The 21,714-nt window shown below is 52.1% G+C and carries 16 protein-coding genes and 4 pseudogenes; 14 read left to right on the plus strand and 6 right to left on the minus strand.

The features are described 5' to 3' along the window. Nucleotides 1–488: 488 nt before the first annotated feature. A complete protein-coding gene (locus tag AC02Y0_RS24105; protein WP_476384413.1) occupies nt 489–2,108 on the plus strand; it encodes a hypothetical protein in 1,620 nt (539 codons plus the stop codon). A 681-nt stretch (nt 2,109–2,789) separates the two neighbouring features. On the opposite strand, the gene AC02Y0_RS24110 is transcribed toward AC02Y0_RS24105, so the two are convergent. Beyond that, nucleotides 2,790–3,467: a hypothetical protein gene (locus tag AC02Y0_RS24110; RefSeq protein WP_476384414.1), complete on the minus strand. Its 678-nt coding sequence runs from the start codon at nt 3,465–3,467 to the stop codon at nt 2,790–2,792. 796 nt (nt 3,468–4,263) lie between these two features. Between AC02Y0_RS24110 and AC02Y0_RS24115 the strand changes: the two are divergent. Next, nucleotides 4,264–5,033 (plus strand): annotated as a pseudogene (locus tag AC02Y0_RS24115) (IS630 family transposase); the annotation flags it as partial. A 428-nt stretch (nt 5,034–5,461) separates the two neighbouring features. Here AC02Y0_RS24115 and AC02Y0_RS24120 read toward each other — a convergent pair. Both AC02Y0_RS24120 and AC02Y0_RS24125 read right to left on the minus strand, forming a co-directional pair. After that, nucleotides 5,462–6,151 carry a VirC2 family conjugal transfer protein gene (locus tag AC02Y0_RS24120; protein WP_476384415.1) on the minus strand — a complete coding sequence of 230 codons (690 nt, stop codon included), beginning with the start codon at nt 6,149–6,151 and terminating at the stop codon, nt 5,462–5,464. 1 nt (nt 6,152) lies between these two features. Then, on the minus strand, nt 6,153–6,848 hold the full coding sequence (locus tag AC02Y0_RS24125) for a conjugal transfer ATPase VirC1 (protein ID WP_476384416.1): 696 nt from the start codon (nt 6,846–6,848) through the stop codon (nt 6,153–6,155). A 460-nt stretch (nt 6,849–7,308) separates the two neighbouring features. On the opposite strand from AC02Y0_RS24125, the gene AC02Y0_RS24130 reads away from it, so the two are divergent. The 12 genes and pseudogenes from AC02Y0_RS24130 to virB11 all read left to right on the plus strand — a co-directional run bounded on the left by AC02Y0_RS24130 (nt 7,309) and on the right by virB11 (nt 19,486). Beyond that, entirely contained in the window at nt 7,309–8,343 is a 1,035-nt protein-coding gene (locus AC02Y0_RS24130; protein WP_476384417.1) for an IS110 family RNA-guided transposase, read from the plus strand. A gap of 451 nt (nt 8,344–8,794) precedes the next feature. After that, nucleotides 8,795–8,887, plus strand: a pseudogene (locus AC02Y0_RS24135) (integrase core domain-containing protein); the annotation flags it as partial. 507 nt (nt 8,888–9,394) lie between these two features. Next, nucleotides 9,395–10,369, plus strand: a complete 975-nt coding sequence (locus tag AC02Y0_RS24140) for a lytic transglycosylase domain-containing protein (protein ID WP_476384418.1) — start codon at nt 9,395–9,397, stop codon at nt 10,367–10,369. A 58-nt stretch (nt 10,370–10,427) separates the two neighbouring features. Further along, on the plus strand, nt 10,428–10,739 hold the full coding sequence (locus AC02Y0_RS24145; RefSeq protein ID WP_476384419.1) for a TrbC/VirB2 family type IV secretion system protein: 312 nt from the start codon (nt 10,428–10,430) through the stop codon (nt 10,737–10,739). Between the two features lie 76 nt (nt 10,740–10,815). Continuing rightward, nucleotides 10,816–11,097 carry a VirB3 family type IV secretion system protein gene (locus AC02Y0_RS24150; protein WP_476384420.1) on the plus strand — a complete coding sequence of 94 codons (282 nt, stop codon included), beginning with the start codon at nt 10,816–10,818 and terminating at the stop codon, nt 11,095–11,097. A gap of 19 nt (nt 11,098–11,116) precedes the next feature. Beyond that, nucleotides 11,117–13,450 (plus strand): VirB4 family type IV secretion/conjugal transfer ATPase, encoded by a 2,334-nt coding sequence (locus AC02Y0_RS24155; RefSeq protein WP_476384421.1) that lies wholly within the window; start codon nt 11,117–11,119, stop codon nt 13,448–13,450. A gap of 148 nt (nt 13,451–13,598) precedes the next feature. Continuing rightward, nucleotides 13,599–14,375 (plus strand): type IV secretion system protein, encoded by a 777-nt coding sequence (locus AC02Y0_RS24160; protein ID WP_476384422.1) that lies wholly within the window; start codon nt 13,599–13,601, stop codon nt 14,373–14,375. Nucleotides 14,376–14,381: 6 nt separating this feature from the next. Next, the gene (locus AC02Y0_RS24165; RefSeq protein WP_476384423.1) at nt 14,382–15,575 is read left to right on the plus strand and encodes a type IV secretion system protein; all 1,194 of its coding nucleotides are present in this window, start codon (nt 14,382–14,384) and stop codon (nt 15,573–15,575) included. 46 nt (nt 15,576–15,621) lie between these two features. Continuing rightward, on the plus strand, nt 15,622–16,296 hold the full coding sequence (locus AC02Y0_RS24170; RefSeq protein ID WP_476384424.1) for a VirB8 family type IV secretion system protein: 675 nt from the start codon (nt 15,622–15,624) through the stop codon (nt 16,294–16,296). Between the two features lie 40 nt (nt 16,297–16,336). Further along, nucleotides 16,337–17,101 carry a TrbG/VirB9 family P-type conjugative transfer protein gene (locus AC02Y0_RS24175; RefSeq protein ID WP_476384426.1) on the plus strand — a complete coding sequence of 255 codons (765 nt, stop codon included), beginning with the start codon at nt 16,337–16,339 and terminating at the stop codon, nt 17,099–17,101. A 10-nt stretch (nt 17,102–17,111) separates the two neighbouring features. Continuing rightward, nucleotides 17,112–18,488: a TraB/TrbI/VirB10 family type IV secretion system protein gene (locus AC02Y0_RS24180; protein ID WP_476384427.1), complete on the plus strand. Its 1,377-nt coding sequence runs from the start codon at nt 17,112–17,114 to the stop codon at nt 18,486–18,488. Further along, nucleotides 18,485–19,486 (plus strand): P-type DNA transfer ATPase VirB11, encoded by a 1,002-nt coding sequence (gene virB11, locus AC02Y0_RS24185; protein WP_476384428.1) that lies wholly within the window; start codon nt 18,485–18,487, stop codon nt 19,484–19,486. Before AC02Y0_RS24180 ends, virB11 begins: the two co-directional genes overlap by 4 nt. 178 nt (nt 19,487–19,664) lie before the next feature. On the opposite strand, the pseudogene AC02Y0_RS24190 reads toward virB11, so the two are convergent. The 3 genes and pseudogenes from AC02Y0_RS24190 to AC02Y0_RS24200 all read right to left on the minus strand — a co-directional run. Then, a pseudogene (locus tag AC02Y0_RS24190) lies at nt 19,665–20,752 on the minus strand (IS3 family transposase). A 200-nt stretch (nt 20,753–20,952) separates the two neighbouring features. After that, nucleotides 20,953–21,258, minus strand: a complete 306-nt coding sequence (locus AC02Y0_RS24195) for a hypothetical protein (protein WP_476384429.1) — start codon at nt 21,256–21,258, stop codon at nt 20,953–20,955. After that, nucleotides 21,258–21,518, minus strand: a pseudogene (locus AC02Y0_RS24200) (transposase domain-containing protein); the annotation flags it as partial. The pseudogene AC02Y0_RS24200 and the gene AC02Y0_RS24195, both read right to left, overlap by 1 nt. Nucleotides 21,519–21,714: the final 196 nt, after the last annotated feature.

The following is a 21,714-nucleotide window of genomic DNA, read 5'->3' on the forward strand; positions in this document are numbered from 1 at the left end:
AGCTCAGCTGAGCTCCAATATTGGCTTGGCGACGCAGACTGCAGCATGAGCTCGCATAATTGCACCTATCACAGAAATGCCGATGACGCCTTCCTTGCAATCACGCCATCGTTTGTAAGCAGGTGAGCAAAATCAGCAGGCAACTCGAGCGCACCAGATGACCAAGTGAGGCTTGGCTGCAGTAACTATTGGAAGGGTCTGCCTGGTGAATGCCTTGGCATGGCAGTGCTGTTACCGCTTACGTTTCATTGGCGTGAACCGCAATGAAGCTGACGTGTCCCATGTCCACCCAAGCTACCGCTTGTGTCTCAATTTGGGAAACGACGGACGAGTTTGGGTTAAGTTCGAGAATAAAGTCATGCTCTTGGGACGTCCGATTTGTCTTTCTGGCTCAACACAACACAACACCCAGACAACACAACTCAATCAATACCCTACCCGCTTGCAGCTCAACTCACAGCTCGCGACCCTACTCCTGGACACCTATCATGGACCAGCACGACCTCATCCGTTCAATCTGGATGGGCCTCCTTTGGCATGTCTTCTCGATCTGGAGAGGTCTCAAATGGCTTTTGACCTTCCTAGCCAAAAACACCTTCTGGTGGCTTGAGGTTGATCCGGCCGACGACAAAGCAATGCGAGCGGCAATCGGGCGCTCACACAATGATGAACGTGCTCGCGCTGCTCTGGCCGCGCTTTCCCTTCAAGCTTGTCCCCCAGTTCTCACCCATGACTACGTTCTCACTCAACTGCTGGACGTATTTCTGCCCGTTTCCAATGAGGATGCCCGCCGGGATGAATGGGTCCGTCTCATGGAACGGCTCGACAAAGCCCACAAAGACGAGGCGAGCATCGAACGAAAGGACCACATCCGTGCAGCCACGGACCTTCTCTTTGCCTTGAACCGCGACGAAGAGACAGCTTTGCACGACAGCCTCGCATCTGGCCCACCTTCGCTCACGGCAACCTACATCAAGCGCTCCTGCGACTACCGTCGACGCCAAATGCTCCGCTTCGACAATGGTGCCGCTTGGTTCCCGTTCTGGCAAGCGGGTGAAAAACTCTCCGTTCTGGAAAGCTGCGGGTTCTTCCTCTGTCTCTTCGGCATCATCGCAATCAATTGCTTTACAGAGATAATATCCTACTCCTTCGGAGAATATGTTGGCGTTGCGAGAAACGGCATTCAACGACCTCGCACCCTGTTCCAGATCGTTGTTGCTCTTTTTCTTCGGAAGAACTTCAACCTTGCCGACGGTCCCTTCCTATGGGAGATCGGTAGACAGCGAAGCCTCGGCGCGTCCCTCAGCTTTCTCCTGTTTGCGATCGCATTCTTTGAGAAGATAATCTACAAGACGAGAGCTCTCTATGACAGCCCAAGCTTCGTCATTGGTGTCGCTGTAGGTGCAATCACTTTCCAGATCATCATCCAACTCGGAGACCTCGCTTGGTTTCGCATCAAGTGCCTCAGGCTCGTGAAGGAAGCTCGCCCCGACATGACGTGGTGGCGACTTATTAAGGCCTGGATCTTCGCTGGGATAGCCCAAGGCACACAGACGGACAGGGACACACATGCAAAACTGGCTAAGCTTAACGCTCGCTCTGTCGCATGGGCCAAAACTTACGGCAAGAGCAAGGCGATGTCCCTCCTGTGGATTGAATATGCGAAGAAAAATGCGGCACCAGTGTACTACTACGCTGCTCGCGCAGGTATTTTCACCAAAACGATTTACAACCTTAGCTTTTTTCAGAAGCTGCTTTTCCCGGTTTTAACCCTGCTTATTTGGGCGGTATCCTGTTACGCCCTCTGGGAGCAGTGGCTCGTCTTCATCATTGTCATGGCTTTTCACTCGACGGCCACACTGAAGGGACTGGACCTCGTATTTTCTCCAGAACAAGAGGTTCTTTCTGCGGCCAACGTCTGGTGCAATATGGTGGGAGCTGCCATCCCGGCCCTCTGCGCCGTTCTTCTTCCTCGTGCGGCCGACGAGAACTACCTCAGCCGGCCGGAAGAGCTTCGATACATTATGCCACCTACCTTCGTCGCCACTTTTTGGACGGATCTCATCGCCATTCTGCTCATCGCTTTGATGAAGCGGATTTTTGGCTAGAGGACCATACTTGGTTCTCTGTGCTCGGCCGCCAATAAGCCGGGCGTAGAAGCGTTTTACACCTCATCTTCGCCCTATGATCGAGCAGAAGTAACCCTGGAATGGTGCCGATGATCCATCAGTAAAAACGTTTCAAGGCTGATGGTATTGCTGGGCGTTCAACACACCCAAAGATGGAGAGACCACACACTGACGCACTCAAAAAAGATAAAAACGCAAACACTACCCTTCTGAGTGAAAAATATTAACAACCAACTTTTTAAGTGCAGCAAACAAAATGCACGCCTAGGTAGATTTAAAATCCAACTATTGTCTCTCTTTAATAATGAGTATCTTGCCATAAATGTTGATTGTGAAAATACAACGTAATAGTCGACTATTAATTATTATCTGAATTTATTCAGCTTAATCAAATTAATACATATTCATATTCAATTTTTATTATTTTAATAAGGCGTAATATTTCGTAACTAACCAGGAAAAATAATTAAATATATTGATAAATCCGTGTCCATTGCTTAAGATTAACGAATAAACGAATGATATTGTTATTGATCGATGATTATCATAATAAATGATGGTGGGGTGAAGAGAAATTCAAGAAATAACATGTCCTCCCTCGACTGTTGTTAATCCAGAAGCGCGAGATATAAGATAGAAATCTGTTGAGATCCCCTCCAGTCACGCACGTCCTGTGCGAGCTCGGCCACCACGACCGCGGTTGCGCGTTCCGCGCTTGGCTTTCGTCTTCTGGCCACCGCTGGTGTTCTGTCCCTGAGTATTATTGGCCGAGCCTGGGGGGAGCCTCAGGTACTGCTCATTCCTCTGCATTAGCGGAGATAGCGTGCTGGCTCCCCTCTTGGCAAGAATGTGTCCCGCTTTCTGCATGTCCGATGCAAGCCTAGCGAGCCTTCGATCCTCGTCGTACGCCTCGACGAACTCGACGGTGAGCGCCAAGCCGTACTTTACCCAAGCTTCGAGGTAGTCATCGGACGTCATGGTTCCGCGGAATTGGTAGAAGTGTCCATTGGTCTTGGAAATGTTGATTGCTCCACGCGCCGTCGCTTCTTCTCGGTACTGCTTGTTGACGATGCGGAAGATGGCGTTTGTGCGGCGCGCCTTCGCCTCCTCTTCAACCTGCCGCTGGCGTTCAGCTGGCTTCATGTCCTTGAAGGCCTTAGGCTTCTGGTCGTCATCTTCGTCATCATCGTCACTGTCGCTTTCTTCCTCCTTGCGGGAGGAGAAGGTAGAGGCAGGGGCAGGCTTGCCAGTGGTTGAGGCGGCGGTGGGCTTCGCCGCAGTAGGAGTGGCAGCCTTGGTGACCGTCGCGGTCTTGGAAGTGGTAGAGACCGTAGACATTGTTGTGTTTCGACAGAGGAACAAGGTTTATGAACGCAGTGATATCAGTCTGAGTATTGTGTGACTGGATTAGATTGCTGGAGACAAAGCAGGAGGATTATGTAGTGAGGTGGCCCCTACTTATAGGCGGCCAGAGCAATGTATTTGGATCTGATCGGTGTAACTTCGTTCCGCTCTATCATGTGCTTATTTGATGATGACGCGTCCGGTTCATTTCACTTCCATCGGATGAGCAGCTTCCGGTGCGCTATTGGCTTGGCGATGATCAGATGACGTGTTTTTTTCATCAGCTGAGGGGGCGGTGCAGATAAAATAGCGGGGTTGCCTAGGCCAGCGCACATCAAGTGGCAATGGCGTGATTGCCAAGCAGGCAGTAGTTTTTCGCCAGCCAAACCATACGCGTGACACAACACTCATTCGCATTGCGCTACTTCCCTGTTTGGATTGCTTCGGCAGAGGCTTCAAAGCCTGCGCCATCACTTGCCGTATTAGGTATTTTTACCTGAAGCAGAAAAATGCCAAGAGTGGCTGTGCGCTTCACGTGACTTGTATTTTTCTGTGGCAGGATAAAGTGGATGTAATATTGATTTGTATGATGATATGAATGTTTGATTGTCATCAATAAAGATATATATTTATGGTTACAGCGAAAAGCGCGACAGCCAATTATTTGCGGCGGCTTATGCGAAAAGGGCTATGATTGGTTTTCGTGCGTTGTCGTTGGGGATGTAATGGCGCTGACCTGAGTCCCTGAACTTCCTCCAGAGTTTGGTAGAGTCCGTCACATCAATGCTAACGCCCTTCCGTTCTGGACGCTCACGAGGCGTTTGTTGTCGAAATGATCGATGATCGCCGGGACGTAACGCTTGATGAAATGGTCGAGCTCCTCTCGGCTGAACGTCAGGTCAGCATCAGCCTGAGCGCAATCGGTGCCTGGCTGCGTGGTCGCTGCTGGACCTTTTAAAAAAGTCCACACACGAGTTGGAGCAGGACCGACCGGACGTTCCGAAGTGTCGACGCGCCTGATTTGATGGACGCTTTATTCCGATCCGCAAAACATGGTCTTCATAGACGAGACCGGTCTTTCAACGAAGATGGCCCGGCTGCGCGGGCGGGCAATTTGAGGTGAGCGCTGTCGAGCCGGCGTGCCGCAGGGCTATTGGGAAACAACGACATTCACCGGTGCTCTGCGCCTGACCGGAATGACCGCGCCGTTTGTCTACGACGGAGCAATGAGCGGCAACGTCTTCCTCGCCTATGTCGAGCAGGGGTTGCTGCCGACCGTCCAGCCCGGGGACATTGTCGTCATGGACAATTTGCCCGCACATAAAGCAGCCGGCGTGCGCGATGCCATAGAACGCATCGGTGTCAAGCTCACGTTCCTGCCGCCCTACAGCCCCGACTTCAACCCCATCGAAAACGCCTTCTCAAAGTTGAAGGCTATGTTGCGGGTTCGGCGGAGAGAAAGATCAATGCTTTGTGGGACGCAGTCGGGACGTTGACGTCCTGCTTCACGCCAAAAAAATGTGGAAACTACTCAGGTCTGCTGGATATGATCCGGATTGAACAGGATCTGCTCTATTCTGTTGACCACCGACGCTGTCGATCAGCACCCGTAAGGATCTCAACTTTGCCCTTCACATCCCGTTACATCACCAATAAATTATCTGTGACGTAACTTGCGCTAAATCTGTACCCGGACAAAAACAGCTCACCGGACGCTAACATGTTATCGGTCGGAGCCATGGAATCAGAATTTGCCAGCCAGGGGAATTCTTAATGCGATTCGGAGTTCAACGGACAAGCTCTATCTGAAAGTCCCGAAACAGCGCGATCTAACGGCTATGAATTTGGCCAGTGATGGCGAACTACAGTAAAACCTAATTTTTAATCCGACACCGGCAGTCCTTGATCGAAAGTATTGCATTCCACCACTATGATCGCCCGCCGAATTGTCAGATTATTTTTTTCTGGCGCGGTGTAGGTCTGGGCGTTTAGGAAGGTTTATTGCTGTGGGTCCCTCTATCTTCCGTGGCCTCTAGGGCAAAAAAATGTGCCAATGCGGCGGTAGCGAGTTTGCGTCCAAAGCTGCGGGTGCTTTCGAGACCGAGAGGATCGAAATGGGCACGGGCGATACTCACTATCTTTCTCGGAACCATTCTCGAAGTTTGGATAAATTCGTCGGCCCGTACCTTCTCATCCACCGCGTAACCCTCGTGAGCGTTTCTGAACGAGCCGCTTTGCAGCATTGCCTCATAGTCCTGAAAAGCTCTTCGTAAAACCATTTGAAGAGCTTTTTGTGGCGGATACTGGCGGCATAACATTTCATATATCTTGGATACGCCGGGGGCAGGCAGTAGTGCGGACAAATATACCTGTTCTTTTTCCATGCGCCGGTTCTGTGACTGGAGAGTTGAAGCAGCTGGGATCTTTGTCTTTGCTACGGGTCTCTCGGTCGGCGCCTCTTCTCGCATGAGGTGGCCTGTGCTGTCCGTCTGGCTGCCTGATGCCTTGGTGGTGAGCTCGGTTTTTTTGACAGGCGCACAAGAATAACCTTCTGGCTGTTTAGGTAAGCCTTTTACAATTTCTGCGTTTGGCGATTGGGGGGGCTGCATAGCCGCGGAGCGTGTTTCTGCACGATTTCGTGCTTCTGAAACGGAAAGGGATGGTTTTCGTATCGCCATCTCAGGCCTCCAGTGTGTTCATTACGAAGTTGCCAAGAAAGTGCAGCTCCTCCATGGCTGTCTGCAGATTGCGTTGGATCAGCCGCATCGACGGATCCCCAAGACTTTTCTGTGTGCTGAGATGAAGCATGCCGCGTTCTTTCATTGATGCAAAGGCATCTCTTTCGCGCATCGGATTTTCTGTCAGCGGCAGGGCTTTCAGCATCTCGGACACTGCGCGCTGTGAGGCCGTGAGCCGGCTCACTGGAACGCGCTGGCGCAGGATGGCGGAGGGAATGACGAGTTGTTCGACCATCAGTAGTTCGATAATGTATCGATAGGTTGCCAGCGCCTCGTCAACATCGAGCGGCGTCAGCATTGTTGGAACGATCAAAAGGTCCGAGCTGGCGATGATCGTATTGTTCAGCTCGCTCGACCCGCCCTGCGTATCAACGAGAACATAATCGAAACCGCTTTCATCGGCCTCGGAATACGCATTTTCAAGCAGTGGCAGTTCATCTGCCACATAAATCGCGCATTCCGGATCCCAGGTGCCGCGCTTAAACGCGTTATCCTGCCAGCGTCCCAATGGGCGGTTTTCGTCAGCTTCGAAAAGGGCGACTTTTTTACCCCGGTCGATGAGAGCTGAACAAAGGCCCATCAATGCAGTCGTTTTCCCAGCTCCGCCCTTGAATGAGCAGAATGTTACCAATTTCACGAATCAACCTCGATAATTTTGAATAAAAATGGTAAATTAATATGTAAATAATGTTTGTCGATTGTATTATCAACATAAAACGCATTCAATACGAATTATTGAATTGGGAATTGGGAATATATTACGTCTGTAATATTAGTTTTGTATTGTGTATGTTTGGTTATCGCGATGACGCTGATGTTATTGAGCACAAGCGCATCCTGTTAGTGCATAAGTTGCAAGTGCGATTTCCGGCTGCGTAGAATCGGCCGGTTTGCATAGAATTAGATCCCTCTAAAAACTCCCCCCTTTTCGGCAAATCATGATTCAATCTGACATGCGTGATTTGGCGGGAGCGGATGATGCGTGGACCTCCTGGTTTCTTTGATCTGGACGAGCGTTATTGTTGATTATGGGATGGCCTGCCCTTCCGAGGACATCGAGTATGATGTCCTTCTCTTGAAGGGAAAGGAGCCGAGCCATGCATATTTCCATTTTGGGTATCGACATCGGGAAGAACAGCTGCAGCGTTGTTGGGGTGGATGACCGCGGCGCTGTGGTTGTCCGTCGAACGATGCGGCGACAGACATTGATCGAATTCGTCGAGAAGCTGCCAACCTGCGTTATCGCGATGGAGGCTTGCTGTGGGGCTCACCATCTTGGCCGGCTGTTTACCGCGAGAGGTCATGAGATCCGGCTGATGTCGCCGGAATATGTCCGCCCATATGTAAAAGCACAGAAGAATGATGACAGAGATGCCGAGGGGATTGCCGAGGCTGCATCTCGCCCGACGATGCGGTTTGTCGAACTGAAGAGCCAAGAACAGTTGGATATCCAGACATTGCATCGGGTTCGCTCAAGGCTGGTTGCGGAACGGACGACCTTGATCAACCAGCTCCGTGCGGTTCTTCTGGAGAGAGGTGTCATCTTCGCCGTAGGCCGCGTGAAGTTCGAGAGCGCCCTGGACGGCCTCCTTGCCGAAGCTGATGAGATCCTGTCTCCGCGCATCCGCAGCTTGGTGATCGAATTGCGGGACGAATGGCGAATGCTTGACAAGAAGATCGAGGCGTTGAACGCAGAATTCGTAGCACTCGCCAGGCAGAACAGCGCGATGCGCCGCCTGACATCGATTCCCGGCATAGGCGTGCTCAACGCCACGGCACTTGTCGCCGCAATTGGTGACGCCGCTAGTTTTAAGCATGCCCGAGATCTCGGAGCATGGTTGGGGCTTGTGCCACGACAGTTCACCACCGGAGGCAAGGCACGTCTGCTTGGGATAACAAAGCGCGGCAACACCTATCTGCGAACCTTGCTGGTCCATGGCGCTCGAGCGGCAATGCACACGCTCAGTCAAAGTGCCACGCCAATCGGGCAATGGCTCCAGACAATGTTGTCCCGAGGCGTCCAGCGCAATGTCGTGATTGTGGCCCTGGCAAACAAGCTCGCGCGTATCGCCTGGGCGGTGTTGCGCAAGGGGCAGCCCTATGAGCGGGCCTATGGCGTAGCGCCAATCTGAGTCACTGGCTGCCAGGAGCGCAGCCTACGATGTTTGCGAGTGGAATGGAGATGGCCTGACAGTTGATCGGCGTTCGGATAGCCCAGCAGTGGAAATGGTTCATGGAAACCGAGTTGATTATTGTGGCTCTAAGCGTGCGGATATCCATCTTGGCCACGGCATGCCGTGAGACCGAATACGTTGAAGCAGACTGTACAGGGATCAAAAAAACCACTTGCAAGCAGGGCGGGCCATACGTTTCACTGAAAGCTGATGGAGTTGTCTAATCGCAGCTAGGGCGTCAAGCGTAAAGTCGTTGAGGCGGTGCTGCCGGATGCATGGTTGTCTTCGCGGTCGACATCAGTCGCCGCATGATGGAGCTTCGCGGGACGAGCCTTCAATGTGGACGACGCATTCAGCTGAGACAACGATGCAACCCCATCAGCTTTCAGTGGAAATCAACAAACTGCCCTCATGGTTCGAACACTATAATACCCTTCACCCGCACAAGGCATTAGGGTATCGCTCGCCTCGTGAGTTCTTAAACCGCCAAACAGAAACCTGATCTTGTCCGGTTCTTATGGGGCAACTCCACGGGTTGCTTAGAGCCACCTGACGGACACCGCCGATGGCTACGAAATCCAGCTACACCACTCCCCGGGACACGATCAACTACCTACCGATCTCGTTTGGCGGCGCTGATAAATTACAACTGAAGAGATATTCACTCCCCCTGCAGAGTTGCATTTGTAATTGAGCACACGAATGGGGGTCCTTCATTCTCATTGATCCAGTTTTTCTATGTCGGGCTGCTGGGAATGCGCCGCAAGCTAAAAAGCGACATTGATTATATTGGAGAAACAAAATTCTCAGCATAACAAAGCGATTGCGAAATGGAGCGATCCCATACGGCGCGTTCGAGAATCTGCACGAGTAGCTTAACGAAGAATTACATTTGAAACTGATGGGTAAGTTGACTTTTTATCGTGCAGATTGATTATAGGCACATAATTACAAATAATTATTTAAATTAATTAGAAATAAGTATAAATATATGAAAATGTTTGTGTAGATGTCTAAAAAATTTATAAGACATGAAATACGTTATTCAATCGATATTGGTGCTAAAAGGCTTTTATTGTCTGCAGCATTGTTGTTTGGGTCAGATAACTTGGCTCACTCAGATGTATTTTATGAACTTCAAAATGGATCCACTGTTCCGATCAAGGAAGGCGTAGATATGTCTGCTCCAACCTTGATCGGCGGTGAGCTGGATTCCCTAAACAATAAGATTGCTTCTCCTGCAGACTCTATAGCTGTGCGCAAGCCTGAAGTGGTAAAGGTCAACAAGGAGCAACCAACTTCCGACGCGGCAAATCTTAGCGGTTGGTCGAGGGTACTCTCTAAACCGTCTATGCAACGGCTCCCGCATCCCCGACGTCTGTCTCTGCGTCTATCGGAGCAGCAATTGAATATGCGAAGGATGGCTGGCGAAGTTGCAAGTAAATACTCGCGTAAATCTGCTGTTTCTAATGCAAATCTTGATCGACAGGCTTTCATCGCCCTTTTCACGACGATGATCCACCGTGAAAGCAATTTTAATTACAGAGCCATTTCGCCCGCAGGTGCCAAAGGGCTGGGTCAACTTATGCCTGGGACCGCCCGAGATCTAGGTGTTTCCAACGTTTTTTCTCCACTGGAGAACCTTGATGGCGCCGCCCGGTATCTGACTGAAATGCTTGGGCGGTTTGGTTCGCCAGAGCTTGCGTTGGCAGCCTACAATGCAGGGCCGGGCGCCGTAAAGAAGTATGGCGGAATTCCTCCCTTTAGGGAGACCAAACAATATATCGCTGACATTATTCATGCTGTTTCTGATCACCAACACAACCGCGAAATTATGCCTGTGCTAGTCAGGAACGCCTCACTGCCAGCCCTGGCTGAACGTTTTGTGCGTAATGAAGACGCTGATGATCTCTTAAATTCCGGCAATGCAACGCCGTCAGGTTTTCAACCACTCATACTACGGGGCTCCTCCGTCTACGAGTGACCTGAAAAAGTGCATGTTTTCAAGAACCTTACTGCCAGCTCGAAAAATGAGGCATTTTATGAAGTATCTGAAAAATAAAAGTAATCAGCGGAATGCGCTACGTCTGTGTCTGACGTTTAGTACCATGTTCCTTCTGTGGGCTACGCCAAGTGCCGCCCAGGATTTTGAGGGGGTGAGAACCTTCCTTCAAGCGATCGTTGATGCAATCACCGGTCCAATAGGTGTGTCTGTTTCGGCGATTGCCGTCATTGCCGTCGGTTTTTCCTTCATGACAGGACGTATGGACTGGACATTTGCAGTCGCCGTCATTGTCGGCATTGCGATTGTCTTTGGCGGCGCAACTTTCGTTGATGGACTCGGGGCAAACTAGCCCACTGTTTTCTCTGCCCGGCCTTTTTACGCTTATCCGGAAAGGCCGGGTTTGTCGCAAACGATAGAGAGTGATGATGATGGAACGTACGCCGCTCTTCATTGGCCTTACCCGCGAAGTCTCATTTGCTGGGCTACCGATCATGTATCTGGTCGTGCTGATCGTGGTTGTTATGGTTGGCTTCATATTTTCTCAGTCGTTCCTGTACTTACTGATTGCGGGGTTTATTGGTTACGCGGCTTTACGTGGTCTGGCAGCATATGACCCCAAAATCATTAGCGTTTTTATTGCCACTGTGCAGCAGACCCGGATGCACCCCGCGTTGTTGAGCGGCGAAGGGATTACCTACCGTGCTTGAGCCTCCGCTGAATATTTCTATGAAATCGACCATCCACAAAGACCGCAGCAAAAGCGAGCCGCTTGTCAGTGGCCTGCCCTATATGACCCAGGTTGACGACGTGACGATCATGTTGCGCAATGGCGATCTGATGGCCTCCTTCGCCGTGGAGGGCATTAACGCCGACACCATGGATAATCGCCACACTATTGAGCTTTGCAATGCGATGTCGCGTTTCATTGCCCAGCAGCGCGCAGACGTGTCCTATTATGTTCACCGCATCTCCATAGAAACTTTCCCCCAGATTCCACCTGTGAATGGCGACAGTTTCTGCATGGAGATAGACCGCCGCTGGCAACAATATCTTCAGACAATTGGCCTCAGAGACCGTATCACAATGGTTACGCTGATCGTTCGCCCACCTCGCAAGGTAGCGAAGTTTCTTTCTCTTCTTGGTGGAAAGGATGTCCATAGCCGCCAGGAAGTAGCGGTGCGTGCCGCGCGCCTCGATCAAATGATCAATACGTGCATGATCGCCATCAGTGAAGCCAAACCCAGAAGGCTGTCTCTATCCAGCGGCAACTGGTTGGGCCTGCTACGTACAATGATTGACGGTTCGGGCGGCAACCTGATTCCCGGCAAGAGGTTTCAACCCCTTGCCGATATCATTTCCACTTCGCAGGTCACTTTTCAGGGACGCATGTTCGAGTGTCAGGGTACGGCAGAAAAGGCGCGCCGTTTTGCAACAATTATTTCCGTAAAAGATTATCCGACGGATACATATCCAGGTATCTTCGACAGGCTGAACCTGCCTTATGATACCGTGGTCAGCCAAAGCTTTACCCCCATTGATCCAATCTCTGCCCAAGGCAAAATCTCTCGGGTGCGCAAGCAGATGCGCGCGGCGGAGGATGCCGCCATTTCGTTGATGGCCCAACTCGAAGAAGCGGAGGACGACGTTGCATCAGGACGAGTGATCTTCGGAGAGCACCATTGCAGCATTGCTGTGTTCTGTGACAGCAAGAAAGAGCTTGAGGACGCGATGACCTATGTGACTCGCGCTATGCAGGATGCTGGTGCGTCTATCGTCCGTGAAGGCTTCTCTTCCCGTGCCGTGTATTTTGCTCAGCATCCAGGGAATTTTGCCTATCGCACTCGGCCCGCGATGATCTCGTCGCAAAACTTTGCTCAGTTCTGCGCCATGCATGGCCTGCCAAAAGGAAATCCGCCGGAGAAATGCCCCTGGGGCGAAGCCGTCACTGTCATTCCTACTGCTCGTGGCGAAACCTTCCGTTTCAATTTCCATCTGCCTGGCCGTGTCGGCCAGCGCACGGTTGGCCATTCGCTCGTTCTTGGGCAAACTGGTTCGGGTAAGACATTGGGAACGGCGTTCCTGATGTGCCAGGCGCAGCGTCTGGGCGCACGCACCATTTTGTTCGACAAGGATAACGGTTTTGAAATGGCGGTCAGAGCCATGGGCGGACGTTACTCTGCAGTGCAAATGGGTGAGGAAACCAATTTCAATCCGATGCGTGCAGAGGCGGATTCCCGGGGTGTCGCCTGGTTGACCGACTGGTTGACCGCCCTTGCCGAAAATGAGGGCAACAAGCTCACACCTCTACAGATCCAGGCTCTTACGGATGCCGTACAGGCTAATGCCACTGCAGATCATCGACTTCAGAACTTTGAACAGTTTAGAAGCCAGCTGCGCGCCACAGATGACGAGGGTGATCTTTACAACCGGCTTGGGCGCTGGGATGAAACGGGTCAGTTTGGCTGGCTTTTTGGTGGCAAGGAACAGGACCCACTCCATTTTGACAGCCACCTGACGGCTTTCGATCTCACTGAGATTTTCGATAACGACCTTATTCGAACGGCTTGGCTTAGCTATGTGTTCCGCCGCATCGAGCGCCTGGTCGAGGACGAAAATCCTACCCTGCTCATTCTAGACGAAGCTTGGAAGCTGCTGGACGATTCATATTTTCAGGCTCGTCTGAAAGACTGGATGCTGACGATGCGTAAAAAAAACGTTGCTGTCGTTCTGTTGACCCAGCGCGTTTCCCACATCAAGAACAGTGCGGCCGGTGATGCGATCCTTGAAAGCGCCGTCACGCGACTGATCTACCCAAGCGCATTCAACACCGAAGCGGAGCTGCAGCCACTGCATCTGACCCCAACGGAAAGCGCTTTCTTGCAAACCAGTAACGTCGACAACCACCTTGTGCTTTTGAAGTCGGGTTCGGACAGTGTCGTTCTCGATTTCGATCTCACCGCCATTGGCAAGGGTCTTGATATCCTTGGTGGTGGCCGTGGTGAAAAAGCCTCCGCCGGATGGCGTAACAGACCCGATTTTCAAATGGAGATGCTGCATTGAAAGCACTTGTTTTATTGTTCCTCATGGGCGTTCTGACGTCCTGCCAGTCAGTGCCGGCCGAGCGTACGAACGACTGCGCCTGCGACTGGTTCATCATGCGCAAAATCAGTAGCGGATCGCAGGCATGAGGCGTTCGTTCCGAGTACTCATGACGACTGCGCTCGCGGCTGCATCTCTGAATATGAGTTTCAGTGGTGTGCTGGCCCAACAAGCGGTCATTCCGGCGAATGATCCCGCAATCGGTGCGCCTCCCACCGGTCCAGATGATGCTCAGCAGAGTTACGATAGAGTTGCCATACAGCAACTTATGAAGATCGTTGAGCTGTCGCGACTTATCGGTGGCGGCGTGTCACAGATGTTTGCGGCAGCACAAAGCCAGAAGCAGGTGCTGGATTCAATTTTCGACGGACAGTCGGGCACAAGAACGATACCGGGGCCTAACGGAAATCAGATGGGGCAGGGGAATGACGGCGGTGTTGGCCTGAAGGAAATGGCGAATGGAGCACTTGGCGGCAGTGTTGTAGGGCCGCAACAGCTGGAACAGACCTTTGAGGTGTTTCGCGAGCAATATCAACTTGATGAAGCGTTTGCGTTTCAAAGCAAAAAGAAACTCAATCAGAAGATCGTAGCATACGTTGCAGCGCAGGGAACGGTAGCCGCCTCCACGGCGGAGATGGGTTACAAACGTGCAAATGCCAGCAATTTGCGTCTAGGCATGTACATGACCTCCTTGGAAGCCAGCACAGATCTCAAGGCGAGCGTGGATATTAACACACGTGTGATGATCGAGGTCGCCCAGCAAATCAATGAATCGCTGCGCAGTCAGGCAGCCCTCACGTCACTGGCGGGGCATTATTTCATGGCGCTCGGTGGTGAAGCCGGAGAAGACGATCGCTTTTTCAACTTCTCAAACTTTAACAGGTGACCGAAAATGGGCGTAGTTGCGGAGATTTCCGAAATCGTTGACAATGTTTTGGAGAATTACGTCCAGAACGTCTTCGCGGCTGTGGCCGAGCCCGTTACGACGTTATTACACGCTATAGCGCTCGTAGCTCTGCTATTTATTGCCGTCAACCAGTTGATACAATTCAGACCAGTCAACTACTCGACTTATCTCCAGTGGTTCGTGAGATATATATTAATATATTCATTTGCAACGATATGGGCCAATTTCGAAGGCATATACACGCTCCTCATTGAAATTCCTGGCGACTATGTCGCTTTGTTGATCGAGTCTGTTGCACTGGCACTGCGTACGCCAGATCCTGACATTCTCGATCCTTCACGTATTAAGGACGCAAATACAGGCATCGACGAATTCGCCCATGCAATGTTCGCCATCGGCAACCAGTTCATCAATGACTTCAGTATTTTCAACTTGGCTCGGAGCTTTCGCAACGTCCTAATCGGGTTGGCGGTCATCATCATGGCCGTCATCTTTGTTGCCGCTGGTGCGATTATACTTGTTGTCGGCAAGATCGGATTTGCACTGGCACTCAGTTTTGCGCCCCTGGCCATCATCATGCTGATGATGCCGCAATCAAGCCAGCATTTCGAAAGCTGGACACGCTTTACAATGGGCTTTGCGCTCATCCCGCTTTTGACACAGGGGCTTATGGCTATCGTTCTTTACATTGGAGCGGAAGCCTTGATGTTGGGAACTCGCAACGACGACATCATCAAGTATGTAATGTTCCTGATGATCATGCTGTCTGCGCTTGTTCTCATGTTCCAGATACCCACTATGGCCAGCACACTGGCTGCCGCTTCCGTCGCCGCAGTGGGTGCGGGTGCAGCCTTTGCTGCAGCGCGGATGATGAAGGGCGGCGCCATGAAGGCCTTCAGCGGCATGCAGCGTGGCCGTGATGCCATGCAGGTTGCTGGCAATGCGACTAGGGCCGGCGCCTCACCTGCCGGCATCGCCTCTTCGGTCATCAGTGGCATGCGGCAAAGTGCTGCGATGCGAGCCCAGAGACGTGATGAACGTATGGCCGGTAGAATGTCTGGCGATCAGACCCGCCGCCCCAGACGCGCCCAGACCATAGGATCAGGAGATTCATCTGGCTCTGGTTCGGGGAGCAGCGGAGACTCTGCAGAGCAACAAAACCTCAATCGCGATTCTTAGTCTGCTGAATTCACAATTTCGATCCTCATGAAGCCGGTACCCGTAGATGACTGACATCAATTCTCAACACGCCTTTGAAGACGAACTGTTTTTCAGCCTACGCCAGCAGCGCAATAACTGGGCGAAGATTGCCGTCGGTTCAATCGCTATAGCGATTTTTGCACTGGCGTCGTTGATCATTATCCTGCCTTTGAAAGAGGACAGGCCTTTTGTGATTATGGTCGACAAGACCACGGGAGAGGCAGAAAAGATTGTTCAAGTCAGACCGGCGTCGCTCGACCAGGAAGATGCCGTCGTTCAGGCGGAACTTGTTCGATATGTGGTGGAACGAGAGACATTCGACACCGCCGACAACAGCCGCCGCATCCCCGATGTCATGGGCCGATCGACCGCCAATGCGGCTGAAACGCTTGCAAGCCTTTGGAGCTCACGTTCCCCGCAATATCCGCCGAACGTTTACGGTGACAAGGTGCGGGTGCGTGTCGTTGTAAAATCCATATCTATCACACCGTCAACTCGCCGCGGGGGATCGGATCTCGCGCAGGTTCGAATTACCAAGTACCGCGAGGAAAAGGGGCGCAGCACAGTCGCACGTTCCTATATTTCTACCGTGGGCTTTTCCTTCAACCCGAACGCAAGTGCCAATCTTGAAACTGTCTGGCGTAACCCGCTTGGTTTTGCTGTCAACAGCTACCGTATGGATGCCGAGACTGCTCATTAATTGTTGATTCTCCTATTTATTTATTTGACAGGACGCCTTAATGTTTAAACGAATTGCTGTTTTTCTTTTGATGGGTTGCTGGTCAGCGGCTGCTTTCGCAAACCAACCTGCTGTTGGTGCGAATGACGATCCGCGCATCAGACACAAGGTTTATGCAGAGCATAAGGTCTATGACTTGGATCTGCATTTGAAATCTGTGGCGGCTATCCAATTTGGAGGCGACGAGGAGGTTGAATCTATCCTCATCGGAGACAGCGCCTCGTGGGAGGTTGTGAAGCTGAAAAGCGGTAACGTCGTTAGCATCAAGCCGATCATCCCCGAAACTGCCACCAACATGACCGTATATACCAGCAAGCGGGTCTACTCCTTCCAGCTGCGCTCTATTGGCGAATTCACTGCCGGTTCGAAAGAGACTGCAACATTTCGAACGGTCTTCTCCTATCCACCCCCGCCAAAGCCTAAGCCTGTGATAAGAAGCAACAAGGCGCCTGCATCTGCGCGTCGCGTACAGCAATCGCCTTACGTAATTGCTGGAAATGCTGATTTTCGTCCGCTGTGGATTGAGGATAACGGCCGTCAGACAACCTTCCTCTTGCGCAAGGGAGCGCCACGCCCGGCGATTTACAAGATTGGTGCCAACAACAAAGAACAACTCGTAAATTCGCGGACCCGTGGCGCACGCATCATTGTTGACGGAACTAGTGACTTCTGGGTGATGCGTATCGGCAATAAAAGCATTTGTGTAGGCAAAAGCCAGCAAAGCATTAAAAAGTACCTTTTGGACAGATCCTGGAAGAATAAATAAGAAGCTGAACATGTCTAGAAAAGATAGCAATAATCCGCTTAACGATCATGATCACCACCATGACCCACTGCATGATCGTGAGGCGATGGAACGGGAGCAGCTTCTAGAGACCCGTCGCAAGCGGCAAATCGGAGCTAATCGCAGCACTAACGCCAGAATGACTGTGGCCCTGGCGTTGTTTGCTGCTAGTCTGGTTCTCCTCGTGGTAATGGCCGGCCCTGGCACCGTCATGAAGTTTTTCGGTATGAGCGAGAAGAAGGGGCAGGAAACCTCGCAGGTCGACTTGAATGTCGATAAATTTGTTGAAAATGCCACAAAGCTAGACTTCGGTGTTCCTGCACCTGAGGAACCCGAAAAGGCAGAGATCGATCCCAATGCAATCTGGGAAGAGAAGTTCAAGGTGCTTCAACAGCAACTGCTGGACATAGAAAAAGACATGCAGCCCCCTATGTCCAACGAGGAAATCAGCAAGCTTCTGGCTCGCTACAACGACACAATGACAAAGAAACTGGATGATGAGCGTAAGGCGATGGCCCAGGAAAACGCCCGTTTGCGTGCTGACGCCGAAAGAGCTGACGCTGAAAAGCGCAGAATGGACGAAGAGGCCAAACGCCTGAAAGAAATGGATAAGGAAGGCCAGAAGATAGACAAGCTTCAAAGAGAGTCAAATGCGATCGTCATTGACGAAGGAGTGGGCTTTGCCGGTACTGTGGGTGGTTATGGCGGTGAGGCCAATCTTGATGGCCTCGGCAAAAATGACCGTTTCCTACAATCTCAAGCATCCAGTGTGGTTCAGACATCGGTGGCGCAACGTTTGCGTGACCCTTCCAGAACCATGATTCAGGGTTCGATTATTTCAGCTGTTTTGGAAACAGCTATCGATACCGAATTGCCTGGTTCCCTTCGCGCGCAGGTCACTCGACCAGTCTATTCTTTCGATGGCTCGCGAGTTCTCATGCCTTCGGGAACAATTCTCATCGGTAAATTTAGCAGTGATGTCGATATAGCCCAGAAACGTGTGCTTATCGCATGGAACCGGGCAATCACGCCGGATGGACAATCAGTCGCGCTTGGTTCCACTGGTACCGACGTACTTGGACGGACTGGTACACTCGGCAATGTGGACAACCGTTATGGCACAAAATTCGGCGCTGCCATTCTGGTTAGCGCGATCTCGGCCATACCGAATGTTCTTGGTGGCAATAAGAACTCTGGATCAGGCACCACGGTTAATATTGGCGGTCAAATGGCTGGACAAGCCGGTGGGATGATTAGCGATCAGGGAAATGGCGTTCTTGACAAATATCTCTCTCTCCCGCCGGTGATCCGTATCCCGCAGGGTGAGGAAATTCGAATTTTCGTCAACAGGGATCTCATCTTCAGATGAGCGTTATAGAGAATGCTCGTGAAACTTCTTACGTCGAGCAATATCTGGCGCCGTTGCGAGACTACCTTGTCGATGACCGCATCAACGAACTGGTAATCAATCCGAATGGCTCCATCTTCGTCGAGGTTGCTGGCGCAGCACACATGAGTGAAATTGACGTGAGCCTGTCGCCGCATGCCATCAAAAGGCTTGGGGCGCAGCTTGCCGGTGAAACGCGCAATACGCTGGGTGCGCTGCATCCTATCGTTTCCGGCCGGGTGAACGTCTGGGGCAGGCCCCAACGTGTCCAGATTGTTATTGAGCCTGCAATTGAAAACGGGGTTTCTCTTTCGGTACGTAAATATCTGAGCAAGGCTCTTACCAGCACCGAATTCGGTTTTGTGGATGGTCAGCAGATCAGAGTGGATGATGAGCGCCGCAGGCGTCACAAAGCAATTGCCGATATGGCGCAGCGTGGGGATCTTAATACGCTTTTTGACGAGGCTGTTGGAGAGCATTTCAATATTCTGGTCTCCGGTGGCACGTCATCGGGTAAGACGACGCTTGCGCGCTCGCTCATCGAAATGATGAATGCCGATGAAAGGCTAATTACGATTGAGGACGCCCAAGAGCTGTTTCCGCCGCACAAAAATCAAGTGGGCCTGATCTCTGATCGGAAGGAAAGTTCCGCAAGATTGCCTTCAAAGCTGCTTGAGAGCTGCCTCCGTATGCGTCCCGATAGGATCATCGTCGGCGAAATTCGCGGGGTGGAGGCTTACGACTTTCTGGAGGCAATCAATACCGGCCATCCCGGTGCGATCACCACGATTCATGCAGACAGTCCTGCCCTCGCTTTCGACCGTCTGGCACTTATGGTCATGCGATCTGGCGTTCGCCTGACACATGGCGAAGTGATAACGTACGCCAAACGGACCATAGACATGGTTGTTCAAGTCGGCCGTCGTAACGGCAAGCGCGGCATTCTGGAAATTTATCTGCCGTCACAAGATATGGAATGAATGTAAGCGCTAATTTCGGTAGCTTCGGCGCACCTTTTACGATCGACGTCCCTGCTGCTTGAAGTGTCCACTTTAGAGCGGTTCCCTGACTGATTGAATCTGTCGGGGCTTCGCAAATCAGGCGCGTTCTGATTCAAACGGTAATCCCCCCGTTTTTAGCGGGGCTCTGCAGTAGAATTCACGCAGCCATTTTCAGTTTCTGTGCGGGTGTGATGCCGCCGATGCCCATATTGGGCCGTTCGTTGTTATACGTCCCGAGCCACTGCGTGGCGAACTCCTGTGCCTCCTCGATGCTTTCGATGATGTTCTGGTCGAGCTATTCATGCCGGACGGTGCGGTTATAGCGCTCGAAACAGGCGTCCTGTTGCGGCTTTCCGGGCTGGATGTGGCTCAAGGCAATCCCTTGTTTCTCTGCCCATTCCATGAGCTTGGCGCTGACATATTCCGGGCCGTTGTCCACCCGAATGACGTATGGTTTGCCTCGCCATTCGATGATCTGGTTCAGACTGCGGATCACGCGTTCAGCCGGTAACGAAAAGTCCACCTCGATGCCGAGCCCCTCGCGGTTGAAGTCATCCAGCACATTCAGCAGCCGAAACTGCCTGCCGGTCTCGTGGCGGTCTGCCATGAAGTCCATCGACCAGACCATGTTAGGTTGATCCGGGACGGCCAGCGTATCGGGTTTGTCCCGCTTCAAGCGCTTTCTTGGCTTAATCCGCAGGTTCAACTCCAGATCGCGGTATATCCGGTAGACCCGTTTGTGATTCCACAGATGCCCCCGGACATTGCGCAGGTAAAGGAAGCACAAGCCGAAGCGCCAGCTCTTCTTTGCTCGCGTCAGCCCAATGAGGAGATCGACGATCTGTTCGTTCTCCTCGTTCAGCTTGGCGCTGTAACGATAGCAGGTCTCGCTGACCTCGAAGGCGCGGCAGGCGAGCGCAATGCTCACCCCGCGCAACGCCACTGCTTTCACGGCCATCTCCCGGCGTTGAGATGGCCGCGTCACTTTTTTCCCAGAGCCTCTTTGAGCAGGTCGGTCAGCATGCTCATCTCCGCGTACATCTTCTTCAGTCGACGGTTCTCGTCTTCCAGAGCCTTCATCTGACTGATCATCGATGCGTCCATGCCCCCATATTTGGCCCGCCATTTGTAAAATGAGGCCGTGCTCATCCCGTCCTCCCGGCATAGCTCGGGAACTGCAACACCACCTTCTGCCTGGCGCAGGATGGCCATTATCTGCGGTTCGCTAAATCTGCTCGTCTTCATCAAAATTTCCTCGATCATAAAGCCCGAGAAAATTCTACTTTTGAAGCCCGTCAATTGGCGGGGGGATTACCAAACTATCTTCCGATGGAGGTCGGCGGATATGTCAAAGGCTCTCTCTGTCGATCTGCGTGTTCGCGTGCTTGCTGCTGTTTCGTGGTGAGCGTCCGGCGAACGCATTTCCGGGTATCGAGAGATGGAAGCTATAGGCCGTATTTTATCTCATCGACCATGATGCGGTTGATTATTTCAGGATCGCACTGCGTGTCGATGAGGGACTCGCGGACACAGCCATCCCACGTCCTGATGTCGGCAAGTAAGCTTTGAAGCTCTTCGATGCCGTTCTCGGTCAGACCCTTCGTGCCATCCTCACTGCGATCACTGACGTAAACCAGTTCGCCATCGGAGATGTTGTCCGAGTTCGCGGTGATTTCCTCGATCAGTTCGAGGTTCTCGCCGATCATGCCGGCGACTTGGCTGAGCGTGTAGATGAACCGCGAGCGAGCCATCAGGCGGCGGCATCCTGTCGAGCTTTTGCTGGCGTCCAATGCCAAGGCAGTAGGTCTTCGAGTCGATCTTTAGGGTGATCCTGGATCCGGGTCAGGGCGTCTGTCAGGTATATCTCTGGATTATGGCCTTGCAGTTTGACCGTCTCGATAATGGTCAGGATGTTGGCGATACGCTCACCGCCCTTGTCCGAGCCGGCAAACAGCCAGTTCTTCCGGCCGATTCCGAGCGGACGCATGGCTCGTTCAGCAATGTTGTTATCGGGCATGTTGCCATCGGCGTCCCACGAACGCTCGGCAGATTCTATCCTGTCATGTTAGAATTGTCGTGTCGGGACAGGGGCGTCGGAGTGCGAAGAAGCGGGCAGGCCGAATTGACTTCGAGCTGCGAGCTCGCGTTGTTATCTGGCCGCCCCTGCGACTATCCCGTCTGCGCTGCGAGCGCGTATCCGTAGATGT

Source organism: Allorhizobium sp. nf9_anc (genome assembly GCF_056323085.1).

Excerpts from the sequence above, each read along its gene's own strand:
- AC02Y0_RS24130 (WP_476384417.1), top strand. The coding sequence starts at position 7,309 with ATGCATATTTCCATTTTGGGTATCGACATCGGGAAGAACAGCTGCAGC.
- AC02Y0_RS24140 (WP_476384418.1), top strand. The coding sequence starts at position 9,395 with ATGTCTAAAAAATTTATAAGACATGAAATACGTTATTCAATCGATATT.
- AC02Y0_RS24180 (WP_476384427.1), top strand. The coding sequence starts at position 17,112 with ATGTCTAGAAAAGATAGCAATAATCCGCTTAACGATCATGATCACCAC.
- AC02Y0_RS24145 (WP_476384419.1), top strand. The coding sequence starts at position 10,428 with ATGAAGTATCTGAAAAATAAAAGTAATCAGCGGAATGCGCTACGTCTG.
- AC02Y0_RS24110 (WP_476384414.1), bottom strand. The coding sequence starts at position 3,467 with ATGTCTACGGTCTCTACCACTTCCAAGACCGCGACGGTCACCAAGGCT.
- AC02Y0_RS24160 (WP_476384422.1), top strand. The coding sequence starts at position 13,599 with ATGACGACTGCGCTCGCGGCTGCATCTCTGAATATGAGTTTCAGTGGT.
- AC02Y0_RS24170 (WP_476384424.1), top strand. The coding sequence starts at position 15,622 with ATGACTGACATCAATTCTCAACACGCCTTTGAAGACGAACTGTTTTTC.
- AC02Y0_RS24105 (WP_476384413.1), top strand. The coding sequence starts at position 489 with ATGGACCAGCACGACCTCATCCGTTCAATCTGGATGGGCCTCCTTTGG.
- AC02Y0_RS24195 (WP_476384429.1), bottom strand. The coding sequence starts at position 21,258 with ATGGCTCGCTCGCGGTTCATCTACACGCTCAGCCAAGTCGCCGGCATG.
- AC02Y0_RS24175 (WP_476384426.1), top strand. The coding sequence starts at position 16,337 with ATGTTTAAACGAATTGCTGTTTTTCTTTTGATGGGTTGCTGGTCAGCG.
- virB11 (WP_476384428.1), top strand. The coding sequence starts at position 18,485 with ATGAGCGTTATAGAGAATGCTCGTGAAACTTCTTACGTCGAGCAATAT.
- AC02Y0_RS24150 (WP_476384420.1), top strand. The coding sequence starts at position 10,816 with ATGATGGAACGTACGCCGCTCTTCATTGGCCTTACCCGCGAAGTCTCA.
- AC02Y0_RS24155 (WP_476384421.1), top strand. The coding sequence starts at position 11,117 with ATGAAATCGACCATCCACAAAGACCGCAGCAAAAGCGAGCCGCTTGTC.
- AC02Y0_RS24120 (WP_476384415.1), bottom strand. The coding sequence starts at position 6,151 with ATGGCGATACGAAAACCATCCCTTTCCGTTTCAGAAGCACGAAATCGT.
- AC02Y0_RS24165 (WP_476384423.1), top strand. The coding sequence starts at position 14,382 with ATGGGCGTAGTTGCGGAGATTTCCGAAATCGTTGACAATGTTTTGGAG.